Origin of the sequence: Streptomyces sp. NPDC001985 (assembly GCF_040296845.1) — a bacterium.
Classification (GTDB): domain Bacteria; phylum Actinomycetota; class Actinomycetes; order Streptomycetales; family Streptomycetaceae; genus Streptomyces.
This window is the reverse complement of the sequence record NZ_JBEOYB010000022.1, coordinates 79,918-104,369: the sequence shown is the minus strand read 5'-3', so window position 1 is coordinate 104,369 and position 24,452 is coordinate 79,918. Positions and strand designations below refer to the sequence as shown.

Here is a 24,452-nt window from a genome sequence, read left to right as displayed (position 1 = left end):
GACCAGCGCCAGCATGTTCGCGCCGAAGTTCGTCTGGAGGTCGGTGTGCTTGTAGAGGTTGTTCAGCACCACCTTCGCGACCGCGTCCCGCTTGACCTGGGCGCCGGCGCCCTGCGCGCCGAGTACCGAGGTCAGAAACGCGTCGACCGCGTCGGCCGCCCAGGCGGAGTGACCGGTGGCCACATTGTCGATGGTGTTGTGGATGTCGACGAACCTGGTGGAGAACCCGTACCGCTCCAGCGCCCGGTGGGCCCGCCGGTAGCCGCCGCCCACACCGGACAGCTCCATGGCGAGATTGAGCCCCAGCACCTCGGGCAGATAGGTCCGCGGATAGCGGCCGATGCTGAGCCAGTACACCGGGAGTTCGAACGAGCCGTCCCGGAACCCGGGCCACCGCGCGAACTCCTCCGACGCGGTGGGCGGAAGCTCCACCCCCATCTCGGTGAGGACCTCGCGGTAGATCAGCGGATGGTTCAGGCTCGGCGCGCCATTGCCCAGCTCGTCCCAGTACGTCTCGAACAGGAAGTACCCGTGCTCGGAGGAGGCGAGATCGTAGTCGGTGAACCCCTGGAGCCACGAGCCGTCGATCAGTGTCAGCGGGGCGAGCTGCACCGTGGCGTCGATCAGCTCCTCCCGGGAGGGGAGCGGGGCGCCGGGGGCCGCCGCGAGGTCCCGGTCGTCCCGGTCGTGCCGGTCGTGCTGGTCCAGCAGCCAGGGGCGCAGACCCTGGGCCGGCCAGTGCCGGGGCAGCGCTCGCGGGTCCCGGTCGATGCCGTGCCGGGACCGCGCCAGCCAGCCGCGGATGTAGTCGTGGGTGTACCGGCGCAGCTCCGGTGTCTGCCGCCGGTGCTGCAACAGATGGAAGGCGGACCGGAGATCGGCCGGGGCCCGGCCGGCCGGGGTGCCGGAGGCGAAGAGGCGCGGCACGGGATAGGAGGCCGGCGGCGCCGGGGCGCGTGCCGTCCGGGCGCCGGCCCGGGCGGGCAGGGAGTCGATCCACCGGCGTATCACGGCCAGGTCCCCGGGCGAGAAGACACGGAACATGGGCCCCCGTTGCATGACCAGCCCATTGACCAGCCTGCTCCGGTCGGACCTGCCGGGCCGCACCAGATCGCTGGTGGCCAGGGCCTCCAGGAACCCGGAGGGGTCCCGGCCGCACTCCCGCAGCCACTCGGAGAGCGAGCGGCCCGAGAGCACCGAGCCGTGGTGGTAGACGGCGCCCTCCCGGGCCCGTCCCCGCAGCAGTTCGGCCATGTCGTGGGCGGGGTCCTCGGCCGACCGCAGCTCGGTGTGGAGATCGTCGCTCCACCGCGCCAGCGCCGCCCACGCCCAGCCGAAGCCCGCGGCCACCCGCTCCCTGTCCGCGCCCCGGACCCGGAGGTACGCCCGCACCGCGTCCCACCCCCGGTCACCCTCCGCCTCCGCCGGCCGGGGCTCCCCGCCGTACCCCTCCGGGCCGGGAACGCCGTCGGCGCTCCACAGCACCTTCGCCGCCACCAGGAGCGGCGGCAGGACGCCGACGGTGCGCAGACAGAGGTCGGCGCCGAGGATCTCCGGCCGGAGGTCGTCGGGGAGCCGGCTCATGGCCAGCAGCATCGCGGGGAGGTAGAAGTTCCGGTCGGCGATGCGCCGGTCGAGGGCCAGCCGGGACGCGGGTACCGCGTACTCGGCCAGCTGCGCCCTCCGCAGCGCCGCCACATAGGCGCTGCCCAGGGAGGCGCGGGGATGGCCGACCCCGACATCGGACGCGTAGAGCGCGAGGGCCCGCAGCGCCAGGGGGTCGTCGGCGCTCGCCGGGGAGGTCAGCCACTGGAGCCAGGCGCCGCTCTGCGCGGCCAGCGGGGCACAGGCCAGCGCGGCCCGCCCGGCCAGGGCGTCGGTCACCTCGCCGTCCTCGCTCAGCAGCGCCCCGTAGCGGCGCCGCTCGTCGGCGGCCCAGGTGGTGAGACGGACCCGGAGGCCGTCGAGGTCCGACTCCCCGGTGCCCGGCACCCGGAGGCCGAGCAGCGCCGTACGTATCTGTTCGACCGAGCCCTCCGCGGGGAAGGACCCCTCCGGGTCGGCGGTCCGGTGGTAGAGCGACCGGCACGCCGAGCCGGCCGGCTCCGCCGATGTGATCGGCGCCTTGGCGGCCTGGACAGGCATCCGCCCTCATCTCCTTCGGTACGGGTCGATCGGCGCGGGCCAGGGGCCGGCGGGCGATCAGAACATCGGGTAGATCGAGTCGTCGCTCTTCCGCCTGGCCGTGCGCCGGCGCCAGCCGGTGAGGAGTTTCCGCAGGAACCGCATGACGGAACCGTCCTTTCAGGAGAGGGCCAGCCGCTCCGCCAGGACCCTGGCGAAGATGTCGCTGCCCTTGTCGGTGAAGTGGCCGCGGTCGACGAAGATCCAGTCGTCCGGCGCCGTCGCGTCGGCGATGAGCGGCGCGATCTCCAGGAACCGCACGTCCTGCTTCTCGCACACCCCGCGCAGCGCCTGGGCGTACTGCCGGCCGGCGTCCAGGGTGGCGATCTCGCCGAACATCTCGTCCAGCGGGACACCGAAGCCGGAGAGCCGGTCCAGCTCCGCGAAGAGGAGGGCCTCCTCCGCGCAGGGCCTCTGCCTGATCCAGGGCGCCAGCGGTGTGAGCACATACGAGATCCGGGCGCCGGTGGCCGCCGTGAGCCGGCGCCAGCCGTCCACATGCCGCTCGGTGAGCGCGGTGGCGTGGGAGATCAGCCGGTCGAGATCCGGCACGGCCGCCCCGGCGGGGGCGGCGGCCCGCGGGGCCGGCTGCTGCGACCGGGCGGCCCGGCCCCACAGCCTCCGGCCCGGCCTGCGGTGCCGGGTCCGCAACTGCTCCATCAGCTCGTAGTACTCGTTGCAGTAGAAGAACGCCCCGTGGTCCCCGTGCTGCCACTCCGGCAACCTGCTGAGCAGCAGATTGTTGACCCCGGAGAGGATGACGATCTCCTCCACGCGCGGCAGCAGATGGTGGTGGAGCAGCATCAGGATCAGCTCCTGGACGGAGTTGAAGCTCCGGCCGCTGAAGTTGAGCCAGGGGGCCGAGGGCGCGTACCGCGTCCACAGATACGAGGGGATGGTCGTGGCGTCGCTCGTGGCACCGATGCCGAGCGCCACCGAACTGCCGACGAAGAGCCGCACCGGCCCCTGGGCCACCTCGCTGTCGACCGCCGCGCGCACTCCGTCCGGGCCGTGGGAGAACCGGAAGCCGTACCGGTCCGTGTTCAGCACGTCCGAGCGGTAGTCCGTGTGGTTGAAGTACATCAGATACGGCAGATACCGGGTGTGCCCGCGATTGTCGAAGTCGTCGTACTGCTTCATCTGCGGGGTCAGTTCGTAGCGGTGGAGTTTCACTGCGCACCCGATTTCGCCAGAGCGTTCTCATAGGCGTCGATCAGATCGTCCACCGTCTGAACGGCGGCCTCTCCCTCCAGCCCCTCCTTGAAGGGGTCGACACCCAGCTCGTCCTCCAGCTCGATGGCCACCCGGGCGAATACCAGGGAACTCACACCGAGACCGGTGAGACTGTCCCCACCCGATATCCGGGATGGCTTCTCCCCTTCCTCCTCCAGGATTTCGGTGATGGCCTTGACCGTCACGGATGTGATGTCGGACCTGCTGTGCATGACTCTGTCTCCTGCCACTGAGGGATGGTTCCGGCGGCACCCGGGCGACCGGGTGGTCACGCCTTGGTGGCGATGGCGCGCACCGTGCTGACGTTGAGCCGGTCGACCCGGTGCTCCTCGATCCACTTCTCGCATGTGGCGCGCACCCGCTCCTCGGCGGCGGTGTCCAGTTCCGCCTCCAGCCGCCGCAGCCCGCTGGAGTGCACGATGGGCCACCACGCCCCGGCCGAGCGCAGCGGCAGCGGGGTGTCCTCGGTGGTGACCTCCGCGCTGGTCACCCCGGCCTCGTCCAGCAGGGCGCGCACGACGTCCGGGTCCTCGGTCCGCACCCAGGGCAGATAGGTCCCCATGCCCGGCCGTTCGGCCCGGCAGGCATCGAAGAAGACGGGCAGCACCGGCTCGAAGAGCCGCCGGCCGATGGTGGTGATCGCCAGCGTTCCGCCGGGCCGCACATACGACCAGAAGGCGGCGAGCGTCCGCACCATGTCCTCGGCGAAGTAGATGCCCAGCGAGCAGTTCACGATGTCGAAGGCCCCATCGCCGGGCGGCAGCGCGTCGATGTCGCCGTACCTCACCCTGACCTGGTCCAGCCCGCGTTCCCGGACCCTGCGCCGGGTGATGGCGCGCATCTCCTCCAGGATGTCGACACCCTCCACCGAGCCGGTCGGGCCGACCCGCTCGGCCATGCGGACCGTCATCGGCCCCGGGCCGCAGCAGAAGTCCACCACCCGGAGACCGGGCCGCAGAGGCAGACGCGAAACCGTGTCGTCGGAGATGAAGCCCCAGAATTCCTCGGCGGCCACGGCGTAATCGGATGACGCCGCGCCATAGGTGGTCCTGGTGTCGTAACTCCGCAGATCCTTGCTCACTCGGGCCTCCTGGGAGAGGGAGAGGTGCCGGAATGTCCGGCAGGGCGGGAAGCGTTGGCGTCCTGGGAATTCGGAGGCGGAATCGGCCCCCGAAAGCGCGGCGAGGATGTTCCGGCCGCGCATGCGAGGGGATGCCGGTGGTTTCACCGGCTCATCCGTACAAGCCATCGGGTTGCCCACCGGGAATGGAGTATGCGCGATCGGGGCGTTCACGCGTTGAACGCTTGTGCCCTTGTGAAAGCGGAGGGGGGGACCGGCTTTCCGCCGCCCCGGTCGCCGCCGAACCGCCCGTGCCCACCCGGTTGTTACCTGGTCACCATGGGCCGGTGGAGTCACCATCATCTGGCGCCGGAAGAGTGGCGCGGGTGAACACCAGCATGCGTTCGAACATCGGCCCGAGCACGGGACGGCGGGGTCTCGCCGTGCTCCTGGCCCTCTGCGCCTCCGCCGCGGCCCTGGCCGCCCCCGGCGCGGCCGCCGCCCGGGAGCCGTCCCGCGTCACCGCCGCGCCGCCGGCCATCGGCTGGGGGCCCTGCCCCCGGCCCGACCCGCCCTCTCCCGAACCCGGCCCGAGGGCGGAGTGCGCGACGGTCAGGGTGCCGCTGGACTGGTCGGACCCACAGGGGCCGAAGACCGGCGTCTTTGTCGCGCGCCAGCGGGCCGCGGACCCCGCACGCCGGATCGGCGTCCTGATGTCGAACCCCGGCGGCCCCGGGGCGCCCGGAGCCGATGACGCGCTCTACGCGGACGACCCCTACGAGGGCTACGACCCGGCGATGCTCCAGCGCTTCGACATGGTCGGCTTCGACCCGCGCGGCATCGGGCGCAGCCAGGGGGCCCGGTGCGACGAGTCGATCCTCGACTCGATGCCGTCCCGCCCCCGTGACGCCGCCGAGTTCGAGCGGCTGCGCACCCTGAACGGCCGGCTGGCGGAGAGCTGTCTGCGGCGCACGGGCCCGCTCGCCGCCCATATGGACACCGAGAGCGTCGCCCGCGACATGGACGCGATCCGCGCCGCCCTCGGCGAACCCCGGATCAGCTTCCTCGGCCACTCCTACGGCACCCTCATCGGCGAGCGGTACGCGCGGCTCTTCCCCGGGCGCCTCCGCGCTCTGGCCCTCGACAGCGCGGTGGACCCGGACCTCTCCGGCGCCGAGCGCTACCTCACCGACGGCAGCGTCACCGTCGACGGCGCCCTGCGGCGGCTCGCGCGGTGGTGCGCGGGGGAGACGGAGTGCGCGCTGCACGGCCACGACCTGATGGCCGTCACCCGCGAGCTGTTCGCCCGGGCCGACGCGGGCACACTCCGCGAGCCCGGACCGGACGGGCCGGCACCGGCCAGGGTCACCGCCGACCAGCTCTCCGCACTGCTCACCTTCACCGCCGGCAGAGGGATGCCGGAGAGCGCGGCACGGCAACTGGCCGCCCTGCGCACCGGCCGGGGCGAGGTCCACTGGAGCAGCGGCGGCAGCAACGAGATCGCCACACGGCTGGTCCTCTGCCGGGACAACGACCTCAGGATGCGTGACTACGCCCACTACCGCGCCATCCGCGAACGCGTCGCCCGGGCCGCCCCCGGCGTCCGCCACAACGCCCAGGCCCTGGACTTCGTCCTCGACTGCCAGGGCTGGCCCCTTCCGCCGAGGCCCCGGCCCGCCCGGGCCGGCGGCGCTCCGCCGCCCGTCCTGGTGGTCAACGCCACCCACGACCTGGCGACCCCGCTGCCCGGCGCCCGGCGCATGGCCCGCGCCTTCCCGAGGGCGACGCTGCGCACGGTGGACACCGTGGGCCACTGGCTCTACCGCTTCGGCATGCCAGAGCGGCGGGTGATCGACGACTGGCTGACGGCCGGCCGAGGGAACTGACCCGGCCCCGCCGGCACACCCTCCGTCAGGACCGCGTGGCGACCCCGCAGGTGTCGTCCCCGGACGCCCCCGTCCGCTTGTCCAGCGGCGTGCCGCGGTCGTACGGGTCGACCGCGGGGCCGCTGCCGGCTGCCGGACCGGCACCGAACTGCGGCGTCAAGTAGCCCGTCACGGTGTCGTCGCAGCCGCCGTTGGTCATGTCGGTGGCGTACGAGATCAGGGAGAAGGTCCCGGGTTCGGTGATCACCTTCGCCGGGTTGTCCCAGCTCAGCACCGTCTCGCGCCGCACGATCGTACGGACGACCTCGTCGCCCCGCGGCGCCCGGGCGACCGGGTAGACATAGGTGACATCGGCCGTGACGCGGAGGGCCCCGCGGTCGCCCTCCCGGTAGGTCATCCGGCCCCGGGTCCTGATCTCGTCGCCGACCAGGCGCGTCCGTGTGCGGTCGAACCGGCTGAAGAGCGACACCGGGTCGTTCTCCGCGTCCGGCGCGCGGAACGCGGTCGACAGGAAGCTCCTCATGTTCTTCTGATGCGGGTTGATCAGTGCGATGGCTTCGGCGGGGCGGTCGCCGCGCAGTACCCCGGAGTCCAGATTCGACGCGGCGAGGAAGTCCCGGCTCTGGCGGAGGGCCTTCTCGACCTGGGCCCTGCTCATCCATCCGGTGGCCCTGGCCGCCGGTACGGTGATCCCGGCGGTGCCGCTCGCCCAGCGCTCCGCGGGCGATCCCCTGAACGGCTCCTCCAGCGTGGGCCGCAGGGGGTCGTCCACGGGCGGCGGCTCCGTGGGGCGCACCGACTCCGCGGCCATCGGCACGCCGGTGCCGGTGCCTGTGCCGGTGTCGCCGCCGAACCAGCCGGTCACCCGGCCCGGGATCAGCGCCACCACGAGCAGGGCGACCGCGGCCACCAGTCCGGCCGCGTACCAGCCTCTCCGCCGCTTCGGCCGCGGCGGTGCGGTGGAGCGCCAGGCGGCCGGCTCCCCGGGGCTCTCGCGCAGCCGCCGTGTCACGACCCGGGCCCGCGCCGACGGTTCCCCGGGTGCGTCCGCCGTGCCGTCCACCGATTCCCTGAGGAACCGCTCCCACTCCTCATCGGGCACGGACGAACCGCCCCGACCCCCACCCGCGCTCACACCCGACTCCTCACGCCGCCCGCCGTCACGACGTATCGCTCAAGATCACTCGCCGTATGATCGCACGACCCCCATGGCCGCCCGCCGCCCGCCGCCCGGCCGCCGGGCTTTGCCGGGACGCCGGGACCGGCGGACCGCCCGCCGTGAGGCAGCCGCACCGGCCCCGGCCCGGGGCGTCAGGGGTGGTGGAACTTCACCTCGGGGTTGGCGGCGGTCGGCCCCGCCAGCACCGGCTGCGGTCTGCCGCGCAGATGCTGGTCGAAGAAGGCGGCGACATAGCCCCGGGTGACGGCCACCGCCCGCCCGGCGGGCAGCGCCGGCGCCGGCAGCCCGAAGTGCCGGGAGATGAGCGGCCCGTCGGAGAAGGTGAAGTGGTCCGATCCGGTGACCGTCAGCCAGCGCTTCCAGCCGTCCAGGGTGGGCCACATCCGGTCCCAGGTGGTGTCGGAGCCGCCGGGCCGGTGGACGCCGTCATCGGTGCCGAGCATCATGAACGGCCGCCCGCCCAGCCCCCCGGCGGGCAGATCCTCCCAGAAGCTGCCGTCCATGTTGATGCCCGCGTCCACCCGCCGGTCGGCGGCCATCGCCGTGGCGGCGCTCGCTCCGCCGATGGAGTGGCCGGCCATCCCCACACGTCTTTTGTCGATCATGCCCGCGTGCCGCCAGACGGGTGCGGGTCCGGTGAGCCGGTCCAGCACGTGGGACACATCCCGGGCACGGGTCGCGGTCACCACGGCCCCCCGGGAGCCGTCCTCCTCCAGCGCCCGGCAGGCGACACACGTCAGTGTCCGGCCGTCGGGCAGGGAGATGCCGTAGGACTCGTACGCGTGGTCGAGCGAGGCGACGACATAGCCCCGGCTGGCGAGATCCTCCGCCAGATTCGTCTGGGTGTACCGGGACACGCTGAATCCGGGCGAGAGCAGGACGAGGGGATACGTCCCCTTGGCCGGGCGGGCGCCGACCCGGCCGTGGGTCCGGGTGGCGCTCAGCGTCCGCGCGGGCACGAGCGTCTCGATGCCCTGCCCCTCCACCAGCAGCCTGGCCTCCTCGACCGTGGAGTACCGCGCCGTACGGCCGTCGCCGGGGCGGGCCGCCGGATAGTGGAGGGTGGCCATCAGCTCCCGGCCGCCGGCGGACGGCACCCAGGGGTCGGTGCGGGAACGGTCGTCGAGGTGCAGGGTGGTCCGTCCCACCGGGTGCGGGCCGGTGGGTCGGGGCAGTCGCAGGGTGTCGGCCGGCACGGTCGCGGAGACCGGGCGCACGGTGGCCGTCTGCGGCGCGGCGGTGGCCGTCGCCGCACCGGTGAGCGGCAGCGCGAGGGCGAGACTGAGTACGGCGGCGGTGGCCGCCCGGGTGAGTTCTGCCATGGGAGAACGCTAGGCGAACCGCCCGGTCCGGCGCGTCGGACCACGGTCGCATGGTCCGTACGACCGTGGGTGGGGCGATGGCGCCGGGCCGTACGACCTCGGTCGGGTGCGCATGTGCCGGACGGGTGCTCGGACGGCGCTCGGCGGAGACCGGCCCGGCGGGGCGGGCCGACCCGGCCTCCCGGGCGTGGCGGGCCGGGCGGCTCCGGCGGGCAGGGGTGTCAGCCGTGCGCCAGGACGGCGTCCACGGTCGCGGCGAGCGTCATCGCGGAGCTGTCGAACCAGGTGCCCTCGCCGGAGAGTTCCCCGCGCAGCGCACCGTCCAGGAACGACCAGTCGGACGCCAGCACCTTGTCGCGCTCGGCGACCCGGCGGGCGACGACCTCGGCCGACGGCGCGAGGACGATCAGCCGCAGCGGCAGTCCTCGGAGCTGCTCCCGGTAGAAGTCCAGATGCGCGCGCCGGACCACCACGTCGTCGATGACCGGGACGACACCGGCGGCGTGGAAACTGCGGGCCAGCGCCGACGCGTTGCGGGCCCGCAGCAGCAGCTGGCGATCCGCCTCGGGGTCCGTCTCCGGCGACGGCAGCCGTCCGCCCGCGACGATCAGGTCCTGGAGGTGGTCGCCCTCGATGTGCGCGCCGAGGGGGAAGCGGCGGGCGAGCGAGGCCGACACCGAACTCTTCCCGGACCCCGGGATGCCGATGACGAGAAAGACGTCGGAGGCGGGCGCGGTGTCGACGACCGTGCCCTGGAAGGAGGGTTCCGGCATGGTCGCTCTTCTCCTTCACCGCCTGACCGGGCACGGTCGCGGAAGCCGCCGTCATCGAGGCGGCGATCGTAGCAAGCGGGGAGGGCCCACCCCGCCCGCCGGGGTTCCGGGTGGACGGAGCCGGTCCGCCGCCGGGGGCGCGGCGGATGGAGCATGCCGGCCGCCGGGGGCCGCGGTGGGCGGAGCCGGTCCGCCCACCGCGACCTCACACCGCGGTCACCTCAGCGGATGTTGACATCCACACAGGCGTAGAACGCGTTGGCGGTGTCGGCGATGTTCCACACGGCGAGCACCTTCTGCTTGCCGCTCGCGCTGCCGAGGTTGACCTGGTGCGACACGGTCGAACCCGGCTGCGCCCCGCCGTCGTTGAACTCCGCGACCTTCTGGCCGCCGACGTAGTACTGCCAGGTGCTGGTGGCGTGCCGTGCCGTCAGCCGCCAGTTGAAGGTGGTCGAACGGCTGACGGGGGTCACCGTCCAGCCCTTGCTGTCGTTGTCCAGCTCGGAGAAGCGGCCGTTGCCCCCGCTGCAGCTGCGCAGGCCCTTGGGCCCTTCCACGCTCTGGGGCTCGTACTTGATCTGGCCGCAGGGAACCGTGTTCGCGGCGCACTGGGCCTGCCGGCTGGGCGGCGAGGAGATGTAGCCGTGCGCGCTGGCCGTGCTCGCCGGCAGACAGACGGCGAGGAGCGGAGCGATACCCGCGCCCATGACGATGGCCAGTTTCTTCTTCCCGTTCATGTCAGCTCCTTCTGCTGTGGAGGCCCGCCGTCGTTGCCGGGCCTCGTCGAAGAGGCGTTGCGGGGGCGGACATGGCTTCACCGAGGTGGCGACCGGCCGTGGGGGGACCGGCAGTCGGTGAATCGGCGGCGAAGCCGCTGTCGCACCCTTGGTCTGGACCATATCGCTTGTCAGGTTACGGTCAATAGGGCAGCGGCATGTTCAGGACGCGGCGCGGAACGTGTTCCCGGGGCGGCGCCGGGGAAGCAGCGGTGGTGAGGGAGAGGGGTACGGCCTCGATCCCGGTCCCGCGCGCGACGCCCTCGCGACGAGGGGCGGGGGCGGGTCAGCTGCCGTCGCCGTGCTCGGCGACGACCTCCTCGACGAGATCCCGCAGGTCCTCGGGGTCCAGCTCGTCGCAGACGCCGGGCGCCACCGCGTCCCGGACATCGGAGCCGGAGGCCAGGGCGCGCTCGTGCTCCTCGGCGATCGCGTCCCGGCAGGCACCCGTGTCGGGCCCGGAACCGTCGCCACCGCACGCCGTGAGGGCGAAGAGGAGGGCGGCCGTCCAGGTGAGGGCGGCGGTCGGTGCCGTGCGCATGGCGTCTCCCGGGCGTCGTCGTGCGGTCGGCGCGAGCGTAGCGCGAAGTCGTCCGTGCACAGCGGGTGTTGGCCGGATCGCGTCGTTCCGTGATCCGCCCGTGCGGGGAGCTATCCGGCGGCGGGGTCGTCCTCGGAGAGCAGCAGGGCCGTGCCGATCTCGGCGAGCCGCTCCGTGAGATCCGGCCGTCCGCCCAGCCGTCCCGTGCGGGAGGCGTTGTCGACGAGAGCGAGCACCGCGCCGACAATGATCCTGGCCTCGGGGGCCTCCAGGCCGGGGCGCACCTCCCCGAGCAGCTGGGTCCACAGGGCGAGGTACTCCCGCTGGGTCTGCCGTGCCGCCTTGCGCTCCTTCTCGGGGAGCTGGTCCAGCTCCCCGATCAGCAGCCCGATCAAATGGCTCTGGCTCAGGGCGAAGTCGATGTACGAGCGCAGCAGCCGGTCCAGGGTCTCGCGAGGGGTGCCCGGCCGGGCCAGCGCCCGGGCGGTGCCGGCCCTGCGCTGCTCGCCGCCCCGGACCATCGCGGCGACGAGCAGATCGGTCTTGGTGGGGAAGTGCTTGTAGATGCTGGGGCCGGACGCGCCCGCGGCCTCGCCGATGTCATCGGTGCTGACCGACTGGAAACCCCGTTCGTCGAAGAGCCGGATGGCCTCGATGAGGATCTCCTCGCGGCGCGACACCGCGATCCCCGGGTACGCGCCGGCCGGAGCGTCCCCGCCGGCGGACGGCCGGACGCCGAGGGGGGTGTGGGCGGCGGCCCGCGCGAGCCGGTACAGCAATTGCTCGAACCGGCGGCGGGGCAGCGAGGTGCGGTGCCAGGAGATGGAGCCGTACACCGACAGGACGGCCCAGGCCAGCAGCGCCCGGTCGGCCTCGGCGGGCTCCGGGCGCGCGGTGTGGATCAGCTCCCCGATCCGGCCGGCGATGCCGCTCAGGGTGTGCCCCAGCTCCTCGCGGTCGCCCTCCGGCAGATGGCGGGCCTCGCGCTGCCACAGCACCGCCGCGCCCCGGCGCTCCACCGCGCCCGTCGCCGAGGCGCGCAGATAGGTGTCGAGGTCGGGCGCCGACTCCACGGACTCCCGGATGGTGCTGATCGTCCGGTCCACCACATGGAGCAGCAGATCGGGCTTGCCGCGGAAGTGCCGGTACAGCGCGGGCGCGGTGATCCCGACGGCGGCGGCCACATCGGCGACCGACACATTGTGGTAGCCGCGTTCGCGGAAGAGCCCGGCCGCCGCGGCGACGATGCGCGCCTTGCGGTCGGGAGGCCTGCGCGCGGTGGTCCGTCGCGGGATCTCCGTTGTCATCTGCTCTTCGCCCCTCGCTCTGAACCACCCGGATCAAAGGTATAGCAGGAGCGTGCGCGGAGTGGTGCCGGAGCGGTGATGATCTCTGATTGACAGGTTAAGGCCAAGTCACTCATACATCCACAGTGGCCCATTTTCCGTCCATTCTTCAGAGTGATTCTGTTAGGAATGGTTCACTTCCGGCCATGTCGCCCGACGGTCGGCCGGATCGGTCGGGCTCCGCGCCGTCAGAGCAGTTCGAGGACAGTGGCGTTCGCCATGCCGCCCGCCTCGCACATCGCCTGGAGGCCGTAACGGATGTTGTTGTCCCGCATGTGGTGGACGAGCGTGGTCATCAGCCGCGCGCCCGAGCCGCCCAGCGGGTGACCGATGGCCATCGCGCCGCCGTTGGGGTTCATCAGCTCCGGGTCGGCGCCCGTCTCCTTCAGCCAGGCCAGGGTGACCGGCGCGAAGGCCTCGTTGATCTCGAACGCGCCGATGTCGCCGAGCCGGAGACCGGACCGTTCGAGCGCCTTGGCCGTCGCGGGGATCGGGCCGAGCGCCATGGTGACCGGGTCGCAGCCGGCCAGGACCGCCGTGTGGACCCGGGCGATCGGGGACCAGCCCCTGGCCCGGGCGATCTCCGGGGTCGTGATCAGCAGGGCGGCGGCGCCGTCGGAGATCTGCGAGGAGTTCCCCGCGCTCACCAGGCCGTCCTCCTTGAAGGGAGTCTTCAGTCCCGCGAGCTTCTCCAGGGTCGAGCCCCGCCGCACGCCCTCGTCGGTGTCGAAGACCCGTGTGCCGCCGTCCTCCCCGGTCACCGTCACGGGGGCGATCTGGCCGGTGAACCTGCCCTCGTCGATGGCCCGGGCGGCCCGGGCGTGCGAGGTGAGGGCGTGCGCGTCGAGGTCGGTACGGGTCAGGCCGTACCGCTCGGCGATCAGCTCGGCGCCCACCCCCTGGTCGAACTCGCCCCCGTCCGGGTAGTAGCGCTCCCGCACCAGCGGCCCGTAGGCGCGCCCCGCCACCTGCCGCGACGCGCCCATCGGCACCCGGCTCATCGACTCGACGCCGCCGGCGACGGCGATGTCGTACTGCCCCGCCGTGACCAGGCCCGCGGCGAAGTGCACGGACTGCTGGGAGGAGCCGCAGGCGCGGGAGACCGAGACCCCCGGCACCGACTCGGGCCAGCCGGCCGCCAGCACGGCGAACCGCCCGACCACCCCGGCCTGCTCGCCCACCTGGGACACGCAGCCCCAGACGACGTCGTCGACGGACGCGGGGTCGAGCCCGGTGCGCTCGGCGAGCGCGGTCAGCACATGGGCGGAGAGGTCCACGGGGTGTACGCCGGACAGGGCGCCGCCGCGCCTGCCGACGGCGGTCCGCACGGCGTCCACGATCACTGCATCACGCATGAGCTGCTCCTGGAGGGGGTGAGGGAACGGTGCCGCGTGGGCGCGACCAGTCGTTAAGTTATTTCAAGCTAACCCACCTGTCCAGACCTCGTTCTCCGCAAAGAATGCCTTGACACCAGCGGAAACGAACGTAAAAGTGAAAACTGACTAACCCAGGTTCAAGGGAGAGGTGGTTATGTCGCGCACAGTCTTCACCGAGGAGCACGAGGCTTTCCGGGAGATGGTCCGGGAGTTTCTCGCGAAAGAGGCGGTGCCCCACCTGCCGGACTGGGTCGCGGCCAGGGCCGTCTCGCGCGACTTCTACCGGCGGCTCGGCGAGCTGGGCGTCCTCGGCGTCGAGGTGCCCGAGGAGTACGGCGGCGGCGCCCAGAGCGGCCACCATTTCGGGGCCGTGTTCGCCGAGGAGGTCGCGCGGGCCGGGGCCACCGTCGGCACCGCGATGACCCACGCCAACATCATCCTGCCGTATCTGCTGCGCTTCGGGACCGAGGAGCAGAAGCGCCGCTGGGTCCCCGGCTGCGCCTCCGGCGAGCTGATGCTCGCCATCGCGATGACCGAGCCCGGCACCGGCTCCGACCTCGCCGGCATCCAGACCTCGGCCCGGCTCTCCGACGACGGCACCCACTACGTCCTCAACGGCGCCAAGACCTTCATCACCGGCGGTACCCAGTGCGATCTGGTGCTGGTGGTCTGCCGCACCGCGCCCGCGCCGGCGGAGAACCGGCGCCGGGGTCTGTCGATCCTGGTCGTCGACGCCACCAGCGAGGGCTTCGCGGTCGGCCGCAGCCTGGAGAAGATCGGACTGCACGCCTCCGACACCGCGGAGCTGTCCTTCACCGATGTGCGCGTGCCGGTGGAGAACCTGCTCGGCGAGGAGGGCGACGCGTTCTCCTGTCTGACCGCCAATCTGCCGCGCGAACGCCTGGTGATCGCTGTCCAGGCGGCAGCCGCCGCCACCGCGGCCATCCGCTTCGCCCGCGACTACACCCGCGAGCGCGAGGTCTTCGGCAAGCCGGTGGCCGCCTTCCAGAACACCAAGTTCGTTCTCGCCGAGTGCGCCACCGAGGTGGAGGCGGCCCGGCTGATGGCGTACGAGGCGCTGGAGCGCGACGCCCGCGGTGAACTCACCGCCGACTACGCCGCCATGGCGAAACTGCTCTGCACCGAGACCGCGAGCCGGGTCATCGACAAGTGCCTCCAGCTGCACGGCGGCTACGGCTACATGCTGGAGTACCCGATCGCCCGGCTCTACGCCGACACCCGCGTCATGCGGATCTACGGCGGCACCAGCGAGGTCATGAAGACCATCATCGCCAAGTCCATCGGCCTCTGACCGGGACCACCGCCACCCCTTCCCGCAGCTGAAGGAGTCATCATGCAGATCAACGGAGTCTCCGCCGTCGTCACCGGCGGTGCGTCGGGCCTCGGCCTCGCCACCGCCCGGCGGCTGGTCGGGCACGGCGCCCGGGTCGTCCTGCTCGACCTGCCCACCTCGGCCGGTGAGCAGGCCGCCGCCGAACTCGGCGAGCGGGCCCAATTCGTCGCCGGCGATGTCCGCAGTGCCGACGACGCCGCCCGTGCCGTGGCCGCAGCCGCCGCGCTCGGGCCGCTGCGCGTCGCGGTCAACTGCGCCGGTCTCGGCCGCGGCGGCCGGACCGTCTCCCGGGACGGCACGCCCTACGCCCTGGAGGACTTCGAGTTCGTCGTCGGGGTCAATCTGACCGGCACCTTCAATGTCCTCCGCCTCGCCGCCGCCGAGATGTCCCGCACCGAGGAGGCCGACGGCGAGCGCGGAGTCATCATCAACACCGCATCCGCCGCCGCGTACGAGGGCCAGATCGGCCAGTGCGCCTACTCCGCCTCCAAGGCCGGCATCGTCGGGATGACCCTGCCGATCGCCCGCGACCTGGCCGCCGCCAGGATTCGGGTCGTCACCATCGCGCCGGGTCTCTTCTCGACCCCGCTCCTCAACCGGCGGCCGCAGGAGGCCCTGGACGCGCTCGGCGCCCAGGTGCCGCACCCCTCCCGGCTGGGCGACCCGTCCGAGTACGCCCATCTCGCCACGGCCATCATCGAGAACCCCATGCTCAACGGCGAGACCATCCGGCTCGACGGCGCCATCCGCATGGCCCCCAAGTAGCCCCGGCTTCCCTGCCCCCCGGCCTCCCGGCCCCTCTTCGGGGACCCCGGCGGGCGGTGCGCGGGGAGCTTCCCGGTCCGCGGGGGCGGACGCCCCCGGGACAGCGCCACCGACGGCCCACAGGGTTGACCGCCCGCGCCGGCTCCGGCCCTACCCGCGCATACCCCCGCCCCGCCCGCACCCCGGCCGGCCTGCCGCCGGCGAGGAGGAAGAGACTCCGCCATGGGCCTGCATCTGCCCGACGCCATCCGCCTGTACGCGGGTGAGCGCGCCCACTGGCCCGCGCTCACCTGCGCGGGCCGCACCATCCGCTACGCCGAGCTGGACTCCCGTACCAACCGGCTGGCCCGCGCGCTCCTCGCCGCCGCGCCGGCCGGCTCCCGGATCGGCTTCCTCACCCGGACCCGCGGCGAGGCGGGCGAGATCCTGATCGCCGCCGCCAAGGCCGGTCTGGTGACCGTGCCCCTCAACTGGCGCCTCGCCGTGCCGGAGCTGACCGGCATCGCGCGGGACGCGGGGCTGCGGGTGCTGATCGCCGACACCGAGTTCCTGGAGGCGGCCGACGCGGTGCGCGCCGTGCTGCCGGATCTGCTGCTCATCGGCACCGAGGCCGGCACCGAGGCCGGCACCGAGGCCGGCACCGAGCCCGGCTTTGGCACCGCAACCGCAACCGGCACCGGCACCGGCACCGCGACCCGCACCGGCACCGGTGGACCCGCCGGTCCGGACACGGCGCCCGGATACGAGGCATGGCTCGCCGCCCACCCCGACGACGACCCGGGCCGGGGCGGCGAAGCCGACGCCGATGAGGTGTTCCTCCAGATCTACACCTCCGGCACCACCGGCCTCCCCAAGGGCGTCCTGCTCACCCACCGCAACTTCCACGCCGACCGGGCGGAGCTGGACGAGTACGTCTGGGAAGCCGGCTCGGTGGCGCTCAACGCCCTGCCGATGTTCCACGTCGGCGGCCTGGGCTGGCTGCGCCTCGCGCTGACCGCCGGCGCCCACACCCTGCTGGTCCCCGAGTTCGCCCCCGGCCCGGTCGCCGAGACCATGGAACGGGAAGGTGTCACCCACGCCTTCCTCGTCCCCTCGGTGCTCCAGATGCTCACCGCGCTCCCCGGCGTCGACACCCGCGACTTCTCCGGACTCCGCCTCATCGCCTACGGCGCCGCCCCCATCACCCCGGTCCTGCTGCGCCGCTCGATGGAGGTCTTCGGCTGCCGCTTCATGGGCAAGTACGGACTGACCGAGACCGGCGGCACGGTCAGCCGGCTGCCCCCGGAGGACCACGCCGCCGACGGGCCCCGCGAGCGGCTGCTCGCCTCCGTCGGAAGGCCCCGCCGGGGGGTCGAGGTCACCATCGTCGACACCCTGACCGGCCTCCCGGTCCCACCCGGGGCCGTCGGGGAGATCCGGGTCCGCTCCCGCCACAACACCCCCGGGTACTGGAACCGCCCCGAGGAGACCGCCGCGCTGTACGACGCGGAGGGCAGGCTGTGCACCGGCGACGGCGGCTATCTCGACGAGGACGGCCTGCTGTTCCTCACCGACCGGGTCAAGGACATGATCGTCAGCGGTGGTGAGAACGTCTATCCCACCGAGGTCGAAGCCGTCCTCGCGGAGCACCCCGCCGTGCTGGAGGTCGCCGTCGTCGGCGTACCGGACGAGGTCTGGGGAGAGGCCGTCGCCGCCGTGGTCGTCCTGCGCGAGGGCGCCGTCCGGCCCACCGAGCGGGAGCTGATCGACTTCACCCGGCCCTCCCTCGCCTCGTACAAGAAGCCCCGCCGGGTGCGCTTCGTCCCCGAACTGCCCCGCAACGCCGCCGGAAAGATCCTCAAGCGTGCCCTGCGGGAGCCCGGTCACCCCTGACCACAGCGGCCACGCCCGCCACCCCGACCACAGTGGCCGCCGCCCTCTGGGAGCGCCGCGACCGATCCGCACACGAGGAGCCGTTCGATGGCCGATCTCGAATACACCGTCCGCGACCAGATCGCGACGATCCTGCTCAACCGGCCCGAGCGCAGGAACGCGTTCACCGTCGACATGGTGCACGCCTGGGCCGACGCCCTGATCGAGGCCCAGCGCGACCCCGCCGTACGGGTCATCGTCGTCACCGGCGCCGGGGGCTCGTTCTGCTCCGGGGTCGACCTCACCGCCTTCAAGGGCGAAGAGCGCACCCCGCTGGAGGAGAAGGAGCTGCTGACCCGCCATGTGCACCGGGTCGCCCTCGCCCTGGAGGACATCGACAAGCCGGTGATCGCCGCCGTGTCGGGCCCCGCGGTGGGGGCCGGAATGGACATGGCGCTCCTGTGCGATCTGCGCTTCGCCGGCCGGAGCGCCCGCTTCTCCGAGGGCTACATCAAGGTCGGCCTGGTCCCCGGTGACGGGGGCTGCTGGCTCCTGCCCCGGGCCGTCGGCACCTCCACCGCGCTGCGCATGCTGTGGACCGGCGACTTCGCCGGCGCCGACGAGGCGCTGCGGATCGGCCTGGTGGACGAGGTCCACGACGACGAGACGCTCCTGGACGCCGTCCACGCGTACGCCGCCCGGCTCGCCGAGCGCCCGCCCGTCGCGATCCGCGCCATCAAGCGCGCCGTCCGCCAGGGCGCCCGCCACGATCTGCGCACCGCCCTCGACCTGATCTCGTCCCATATGGCAGTGATCACCACCACCCAGGACTCACGGGAGGCCTTCGACGCCTTCCAGGAGAAGCGGCCCGGCGTCTTCACCGGCCGCTGACCCCTCCGCCCGAAAGGCCACCCATGGACCACCCCCCGGAGACGGACTCCTGCGAGCGGCTGCGCGACCAGGTCCGCACGCTGACCTCCGCATGGCGGGACGCCGGACGCCACACCCCCCGCAGCGACTCCTGGCTGCGCTCCTTCGACCTGGACTTCAGCAGGGAACTCGCCGCCCGCGGGCTGATCGCCATGACCTACCCGAAGGAGTTCGGCGGGGCGGGCCGCACCCATGTGGAGCGGCTCGCCGTCACCGAGGAACTGCTGCGGGCCGGTGCCCCGGTCGCCGCGCACTGGATCGGCGACCGGCAGATCGGACCCGCGGTCCTGCGGTACGGCACCCGCGCCCTCCAGGAGGAGATCGTGCCCCGGATCGCCCGCGCGGAAGCGGTCTTCTGCCTCGGCATGAGCGAGCCGGAAGCCGGCTCCGACCTGGCGTCCGTCCGGACCTCGGCGACCCGGACCGAGGGCGGCTGGCTGGTCACCGGACACAAGATCTGGACCACCCAGGCCCACCGCGCCACCCACGCCTACCTCCTCGCCCGCACCGAGCGGACCGAGCGCAAGCACGACGGGCTCACCGAGTTCATCGTCGACATGGACAGCGAGGGCATCACGGTCACCCCGATCGTGGACCTCGCCGGGGAGCACCACTTCAACGAGGTGCGCTTCGAGAACGTCCATGTCCCCGGCCACCGGGTGCTCGGCGAGGCCGGCAACGGCTGGCGGCAGGTCGTGGAGCAGCTCTCCTTCGAACGCGGCGGCGCCGAGCGGGCCCTGTCCAGCTATCCGGTGCTGGTCGAACTGATCGCCGAGACCGCCCGGCAGGCCGACGACCGCGAGCTGCACGCCCTGCTCGGCACCCTGGTGGCACGGCTCGCCGTGCTCCGCCGGCTCTGCTACGACGTGGCCGCCGCCATGGACGCGGGCCGGGCCCCCGTCCAGCAGGCAGCGGCGCTCAAGTACCTCGGCAACGCCTTCGAGCACGAGGTGATCGAGGCGCTCCGCCGCACCGGCCTGTGCCGCGAACCCTCCTTCGACGGGACCTTCGGCCAGGCACTGCTGGCCTCCCCGGCCTTCAGCCTGCGCGGCGGCTCGGCCGAGGTGCTGCTCTCCCTCATCGCCCGACAGGAGGCCCGTTCATGAGCCAGTTCGCCGACGAGCTGCGGACCCTGGTGGACGATCTCGTCCAGCGCCACGGCCCCGGCGACCAGCCGGAGCTGTGGGCGAGCCTGTGCGGTCTCGGGCTGCCCCGGGTCGGCGTCGCCGAGGAGCGGGGCGGCTCCGGCGGCTCCCTCGACGACCTGCTCGTCGTCGTCGAGTCGGTGGCCCGGCACGGTATCGGCGTCCCGATCGTCGAGGCGTCGACCGCCGACTGGATTCTGAGCCACGCCCCGGAGCACGCCCTGGGCGACGAGAGCGAGCCGGCCACGGTCCTGCTGACCGAGGACCCGCCCGCGAGGGTCTCCGGCACCGTCACGGCGGAGCTGTCCGCCGTCCCCTGGGCCCGCGACGCCGCCCGGCTGGTGCTCTGCGCCCCGGGCGCCGACCCCCTCGCCGTCGATCTGCGCCACGGCTCGGTCACCGTCCGCCCGGGGGCGAACGTCGCCGGTGAGCCCCGCGACACCGTGGTGCTCACCCACACCCCCGCGCACACCGTCACCGGCGCGCCCTCCCACGACCTGATCAGGGAACGGCTCGCGCTGCTCTGGTCGGCGGCCGTGCTCGGCGCCGCCCACGGCGCCCACCGGCTCACCCGCGCGTACGTCTGCGAGCGGCGGCAGTTCGGCGCGCCCCTGCTCGCCATCCCGGCCGTCTCCGCCAACCTGGCCCGGATGCGGGTGCGTCTGGTCCAGGCCGAGGCGGCCCTCGCCCTGGCCCGCGAGGCAGAACCGCTCAGCGGCGCCGTCGAGATCGCGCGCGTCACCACGGCCGCGGCGGCCACCGAGATCGCCGCGACCGCCCATCAGCTCCACGGCGCCATCGGCATCACCGAGGAGTACCCCCTGCACCGCCTCACCCGCCGGCTGTGGTCCTGGCGGGACGCGGTGGCGAGCGAGCGCGAGTGGGCCGAGAGCCTCGGGCGCCGGGCCGCGTCGGCCGGGGAGGCCGGGGTCTGGACCCGTATCACCGCCACCGGCTGACAGCAGACGCGCCGGCCCGCGGACCCCCCGCCGCCGGTGCCCCCCGAGGAGAACGTGAGGAGAAGAGGAACGATGACCACCAGCCCCGAACTCGACTGGGACGACACCACCGACCAGGAGGACGTCACCCGCGGCCTGATCGAGAAGCTCACCCCCTGTGTCATCCGCAACGACGCGGGCCGGGTCGTCTGGGACAACGACCGCTGGGACTTCCTGAACACCCAGGAGTGCCCCGACTCGGTCCACCCCAGCCTGTGGCGGCAGAGCCGCCTCAACACCGCCCAGGGTCTCTTCGAGGTCGTGCCCGGGATCTACCAGGTCCGCGGCCTGGACGTCTCCAATATGACGATCATCGAGGGCGGGACCGGTGTGATCGTCGTCGACCCGCTGATGTCCCGGGAGGTGGCCGCCGCGGGCATGGAGCTGTACCGCCGCAACCGCGGCGACCGGCCCGTCCACGCCGTGATCTACACCCACAGCCACGGCGACCACTTCGGCGGCGTCCTCGGTGTCACCACCACCGACGCGGTGACGAGCGGCGCCTGCGCGATCGTCGCCCCCGAGGAGTTCATGCGGCACGCGGTCAGCGAGAACATCTTCGCCGGACCGGCCATGCTCCGCCGCGCCGTCTACATGTACGGCCGCTCCCTGCCGCTCGGCCCCGAGGGCCAGGTGGGCTTCGGCCTCGGACAGGCGCTGTCCACCGGCACCGTGGGCCTGATCCCGCCGACCGTGGACATCACCGCCACCGGCCAGGAGCTGGTCATCGACGGGGTGCGCCTGGTCTTCCAGCTCACCCCGGACACCGAGGCCCCCGCCGAACTGAACTTCCATCTGCCCGACCACCGGGTCCTGCTCATCGCCGAGAACGTCAACCACAGCCTGCACAACGTCCTCACCCTGCGCGGCGCCCAGGTCCGCGACGCGCACGCCTGGGCCGCGTACATCACCGAGTCCATCCAGCTCTTCCACGGCGCCGAGGTCCTCATCGGCTCCCACAACTGGCCCACCTGGGGCCGCGACCGGGTGCTGCGGATGCTCACCCAGCAGCGCGACGCCTACGCGTACATCCACGACCAGACCGTCCGGCTGATGAACCGGGGGCTGACCGGTCCGGAGATAGCCGAGGAGATCCAGTCCTTCCCGGGTGAGCTGGGCCGGGCCTGGAACACACGCGGCTACTACGGCTCCCTCAGCCACAACATCAAGGCCGTCTACCAGCGGTACATGGGCTGGTACGACGGCAACCCGGCGCATCTGTGGCAGCACCCGCCCGTCGAGCAGGCCAAGCGGTACGTCGCGGCCATCGGCGGCGCCGACGCCACCGTGGCCTCGGCGCGCGAGGCCGTCGGCGCCGGGGATCTGCGCTGGGCCGCCGAACTCCTCAACCACGTCCTGTTCGCCGAGCCCGGACACACCGGCGCCCGGGAACTCCAGATCGCGGTGTACGAGAGCCTCGGCCGGGCCCAGGAGAACGGCACCTGGCGCAACATCTATCTCACCGGCGCCAAGGAGCTGCGCGAGGCCGGCGAGACCGTGAGCAGGTCCGGGGCGCCCGGCGCGGAGAGCGTCGAGATGCTGGCGGGACTGGCCACCGGGTCCGTCTTCGAGTCGATGGCCGTACGGCTGGACGGCCCGCGCGCGGCGGCGCACCGGCTGCTGCTGCGCTGGGAGTTCACCGACACCCGGGAGGTCTGGACGCTGCTGGTCGGCAACGGGGTGCTCACCCCGATGCGGGGCGAGGCGCCGGGCGGGGAGCGCCCGCAGGCGACCCTCACCCTGGAGCGCGCCACCCTCAACCGGGTGCTGGCCCAGCGCACGACCTTCGCCGAGGCGATCGGCTCCGGCGCGATCGCCCTGGCCGGTGACGCCACGGTCCTCGCCACCTTCCACGGCCTGCTGGAGAAGCCCACCCGCAACTTCCCCATCGTCCTGCCGTAGCACGCGCGGAAGCCGGGCCCGCGCACCGCGCGGGCCCGGCTTCCGTGTCTCCTCCCCGGTCAGTCGCCGGCGGCGCGCCTCCGCAGCTCCGTCTTGAGGATCTTCCCGGTGGCCGACAGCGGCAGCGCGTCGACGAACACCACGTCCCGCACCCGCTGGTACGGGGCGACCCGCGCCCTGACGTACGCCATCAGCTCCCGTGCCAGGGCGGAGGGGTCCTCGGCGCGTGCCCCGGGCCGTACCGACACGAACGCCACCGGGATCTCCCCGGCCTCGCCGTCCCGCCGGCCCACCACGGACGCCTGGGCGACCGCCGGGTGCTCCCGGAGCAGATTCTCCAGCGGGCCGGGATAGACGTTGTACCCCTTGTAGATGAGCATGTCCTTCGCCCTGCCGACCAGGGAGAGCCAGCCCCGCGCGTCGAGCGTCCCGAGGTCGCCGGTGCGCAGCCAGCCGTCCACGAACTGCGCCGCGGACAGTTCCGGGGCGCCGTGGTAGCCGTCGGTGACCTGCGGCCCCCGGACCCACACCTCGCCCTGCTCACCGGGGGCCAGCGCGGTGGTGCCCCCGGGTTCCCTGATCTCGATCTCGGTGTCGAACAGCACCAGTCCCGTGCTCCCCGGCGGGACCTCGACCGAGCTGTCCAGCGGACTGATCGCCACCCCCATGGTGGCCTCGGTCAGCCCGTAGCCGTCACTGATCACCGCACGGGGGAAGATCTCCGCCAGCTCGGCGACCACCGCGGGGTTGATGGGCGCCGAACCGCTGCTGACCACCCGCACACACGACAGATCGCGCTCCCGGACCCCCGGCACGGCCAGCAGCGCGTGGCACAGCGAGGGGGAGCCGGTGACCGCGTGCACCCGCAGCCGCTCGACGGTGTCGAGATAACGGGCGGCGTCGAAACGGCCGAACACCACGACGGTGATCCCGGCGGCGAGGAAGACGCTCTGGCTGACCATGCCCATGCCGTGGAAGAGCGGGGCGATGGCGATACCGGTGGCGTCGCCCAGCGGGATGTGGTGCGCGGTCGTCGCCCCCGGCACCGCGCGCAGGGTGATCCTCCCCTCCCCGTCCGCGTGCGGAACGGCGGCGCTGCGCCAGCACGCCGTCTGGAGCACATTCACCACGAGGTTGCGGTGCAGGACCCGGACGGCCTTGGGCACTCCCGTGGTGCCGCCGGTGAAGGCGAGATGCGCGACGGCGCCCGGCTCCACCGCCGTCGCGGGCGCCGCGTCGGCCCGCAGCAGGTCCTCCAGCGGGAACGGGGCCACCGGGAACCCGGCCGTGGGCACGGTCCCGTCGGGACCCGGGGCCGCCTCCGTCACCGGGGCGAGCACCACGAGACGGACCCGGGAGCCGTCGAGGGCGCCGGCGAGCGGCGCGGCGACCGAGGGGTGGGTGACGACCGCGACCGCGCCGGAGTCGTCCAGTTGCTGCCGGAGCGCGGCCGGCGGCTGGGTCGGGTTGAGCGGGACGACGGCGCCGCCCGCGAGCAGCACACCGTAGTAGGAGACGGTGAACCAGATCGAGTTGGGCAGATGCAGCCCGACGGCCTCGCCCGGGGCCAGACCCCGTTCGCGCAGCCCCTGGGCGACGCTCAGCGCCCGCTCGTACAGCTCCGCGAAGGTCAGCCTCACCTCGCCGTCGATCAGCGCGGTGCGGCCGGCGTAGGCGTGGGCCGAACCCGCGAGCAGATCCGCGACCGTGCCGTCGGGGTAGTCGAGGGTGCGGGGAAGCCCTCGGGGCCAGGTGGTGGTCATGGCGGAACTCCTTTGTTCAGTCATGCCCGGGCGCTGCCTCGGGACGGGGGCCGGTGCTCACACCGGA

General features: G+C 73.1%; 20 protein-coding genes. 8 read left to right on the top strand and 12 right to left on the bottom strand.

Features of this window, described 5'->3' with window-relative positions; genetic code table 11:
* From ABT122_RS12780 to ABT122_RS12765, 4 genes are all read right to left on the bottom strand, one after another.
* On the bottom strand, positions 1 to 2,145 hold a 2,145-nt coding region (locus ABT122_RS12780; protein WP_351549634.1), incomplete at its 3' end, for an iron-containing redox enzyme family protein.
* A gap of 159 nt (positions 2,146 to 2,304) precedes the next feature.
* Positions 2,305 to 3,357 carry an SGNH/GDSL hydrolase family protein gene (locus ABT122_RS12775; protein ID WP_351549631.1) on the bottom strand — a complete coding sequence of 351 codons (1,053 nt, stop codon included), beginning with the start codon at positions 3,355 to 3,357 and terminating at the stop codon, positions 2,305 to 2,307.
* Entirely contained in the window at positions 3,354 to 3,629 is a 276-nt protein-coding gene (locus ABT122_RS12770) for an acyl carrier protein (protein WP_351549628.1), read from the bottom strand. Before ABT122_RS12770 ends, ABT122_RS12775 begins: the two co-directional genes overlap by 4 nt.
* A 56-nt stretch (positions 3,630 to 3,685) precedes the next feature.
* Positions 3,686 to 4,498 carry a class I SAM-dependent methyltransferase gene (locus ABT122_RS12765; protein ID WP_351549625.1) on the bottom strand — a complete coding sequence of 271 codons (813 nt, stop codon included), beginning with the start codon at positions 4,496 to 4,498 and terminating at the stop codon, positions 3,686 to 3,688.
* Positions 4,499 to 4,863: 365 nt separating this feature from the next.
* On the opposite strand from ABT122_RS12765, the gene ABT122_RS12760 reads away from it, so the two are divergent.
* Positions 4,864 to 6,363, top strand: coding sequence for an alpha/beta fold hydrolase (locus ABT122_RS12760; protein WP_351549623.1), 1,500 nt, complete (start codon positions 4,864 to 4,866; stop codon positions 6,361 to 6,363).
* A 25-nt stretch (positions 6,364 to 6,388) separates the two neighbouring features.
* Here the strand turns inward: ABT122_RS12760 and ABT122_RS12755 are convergent, their stop codons facing one another.
* From ABT122_RS12755 to ABT122_RS12725, 7 genes are all read right to left on the bottom strand, one after another.
* Complete coding sequence (locus ABT122_RS12755) at positions 6,389 to 7,465, bottom strand: hypothetical protein (RefSeq protein ID WP_351549621.1); 1,077 nt, start codon at positions 7,463 to 7,465, stop codon at positions 6,389 to 6,391.
* 209 nt (positions 7,466 to 7,674) lie between these two features.
* Positions 7,675 to 8,865 (bottom strand): alpha/beta hydrolase family protein, encoded by a 1,191-nt coding sequence (locus ABT122_RS12750; protein WP_351549619.1) that lies wholly within the window; start codon positions 8,863 to 8,865, stop codon positions 7,675 to 7,677.
* A gap of 221 nt (positions 8,866 to 9,086) precedes the next feature.
* Entirely contained in the window at positions 9,087 to 9,638 is a 552-nt protein-coding gene (locus ABT122_RS12745; RefSeq protein WP_351549616.1) for an AAA family ATPase, read from the bottom strand.
* A 221-nt stretch (positions 9,639 to 9,859) separates the two neighbouring features.
* Positions 9,860 to 10,375 carry a lytic polysaccharide monooxygenase auxiliary activity family 9 protein gene (locus tag ABT122_RS12740; protein WP_351549613.1) on the bottom strand — a complete coding sequence of 172 codons (516 nt, stop codon included), beginning with the start codon at positions 10,373 to 10,375 and terminating at the stop codon, positions 9,860 to 9,862.
* 325 nt (positions 10,376 to 10,700) lie between these two features.
* The gene (locus ABT122_RS12735; protein ID WP_351549610.1) at positions 10,701 to 10,955 is read right to left on the bottom strand and encodes a hypothetical protein; all 255 of its coding nucleotides are present in this window, start codon (positions 10,953 to 10,955) and stop codon (positions 10,701 to 10,703) included.
* A gap of 110 nt (positions 10,956 to 11,065) precedes the next feature.
* Entirely contained in the window at positions 11,066 to 12,262 is a 1,197-nt protein-coding gene (locus ABT122_RS12730; protein ID WP_351549607.1) for a TetR/AcrR family transcriptional regulator, read from the bottom strand.
* Between the two features lie 227 nt (positions 12,263 to 12,489).
* Positions 12,490 to 13,656 carry a thiolase family protein gene (locus ABT122_RS12725; RefSeq protein ID WP_351549604.1) on the bottom strand — a complete coding sequence of 389 codons (1,167 nt, stop codon included), beginning with the start codon at positions 13,654 to 13,656 and terminating at the stop codon, positions 12,490 to 12,492.
* A gap of 175 nt (positions 13,657 to 13,831) precedes the next feature.
* On the opposite strand from ABT122_RS12725, the gene ABT122_RS12720 reads away from it, so the two are divergent.
* The 7 genes from ABT122_RS12720 to ABT122_RS12690 all read left to right on the top strand — a co-directional run bounded on the left by ABT122_RS12720 (position 13,832) and on the right by ABT122_RS12690 (position 22,622).
* On the top strand, positions 13,832 to 14,989 hold the full coding sequence (locus ABT122_RS12720; RefSeq protein ID WP_351549602.1) for an acyl-CoA dehydrogenase family protein: 1,158 nt from the start codon (positions 13,832 to 13,834) through the stop codon (positions 14,987 to 14,989).
* Positions 14,990 to 15,031: 42 nt separating this feature from the next.
* A complete protein-coding gene (locus ABT122_RS12715; RefSeq protein ID WP_351549599.1) occupies positions 15,032 to 15,796 on the top strand; it encodes an SDR family NAD(P)-dependent oxidoreductase in 765 nt (254 codons plus the stop codon).
* A gap of 222 nt (positions 15,797 to 16,018) precedes the next feature.
* Positions 16,019 to 17,668 carry an AMP-binding protein gene (locus ABT122_RS12710; RefSeq protein WP_351549597.1) on the top strand — a complete coding sequence of 550 codons (1,650 nt, stop codon included), beginning with the start codon at positions 16,019 to 16,021 and terminating at the stop codon, positions 17,666 to 17,668.
* A gap of 87 nt (positions 17,669 to 17,755) precedes the next feature.
* Positions 17,756 to 18,538, top strand: a complete 783-nt coding sequence (locus tag ABT122_RS12705; RefSeq protein ID WP_351549594.1) for an enoyl-CoA hydratase/isomerase family protein — start codon at positions 17,756 to 17,758, stop codon at positions 18,536 to 18,538.
* A gap of 23 nt (positions 18,539 to 18,561) precedes the next feature.
* The gene (locus ABT122_RS12700; RefSeq protein WP_351549591.1) at positions 18,562 to 19,683 is read left to right on the top strand and encodes an acyl-CoA dehydrogenase family protein; all 1,122 of its coding nucleotides are present in this window, start codon (positions 18,562 to 18,564) and stop codon (positions 19,681 to 19,683) included.
* The gene (locus ABT122_RS12695) at positions 19,680 to 20,681 is read left to right on the top strand and encodes an acyl-CoA dehydrogenase family protein (RefSeq protein ID WP_351549588.1); all 1,002 of its coding nucleotides are present in this window, start codon (positions 19,680 to 19,682) and stop codon (positions 20,679 to 20,681) included. Before ABT122_RS12700 ends, ABT122_RS12695 begins: the two co-directional genes overlap by 4 nt.
* A gap of 72 nt (positions 20,682 to 20,753) precedes the next feature.
* On the top strand, positions 20,754 to 22,622 hold the full coding sequence (locus ABT122_RS12690; RefSeq protein ID WP_351549586.1) for an alkyl/aryl-sulfatase: 1,869 nt from the start codon (positions 20,754 to 20,756) through the stop codon (positions 22,620 to 22,622).
* Positions 22,623 to 22,681: 59 nt separating this feature from the next.
* Here ABT122_RS12690 and ABT122_RS12685 read toward each other — a convergent pair whose 3' ends face one another.
* Positions 22,682 to 24,385, bottom strand: coding sequence for a class I adenylate-forming enzyme family protein (locus ABT122_RS12685; protein ID WP_351549583.1), 1,704 nt, complete (start codon positions 24,383 to 24,385; stop codon positions 22,682 to 22,684).
* Positions 24,386 to 24,452: the final 67 nt, after the last annotated feature.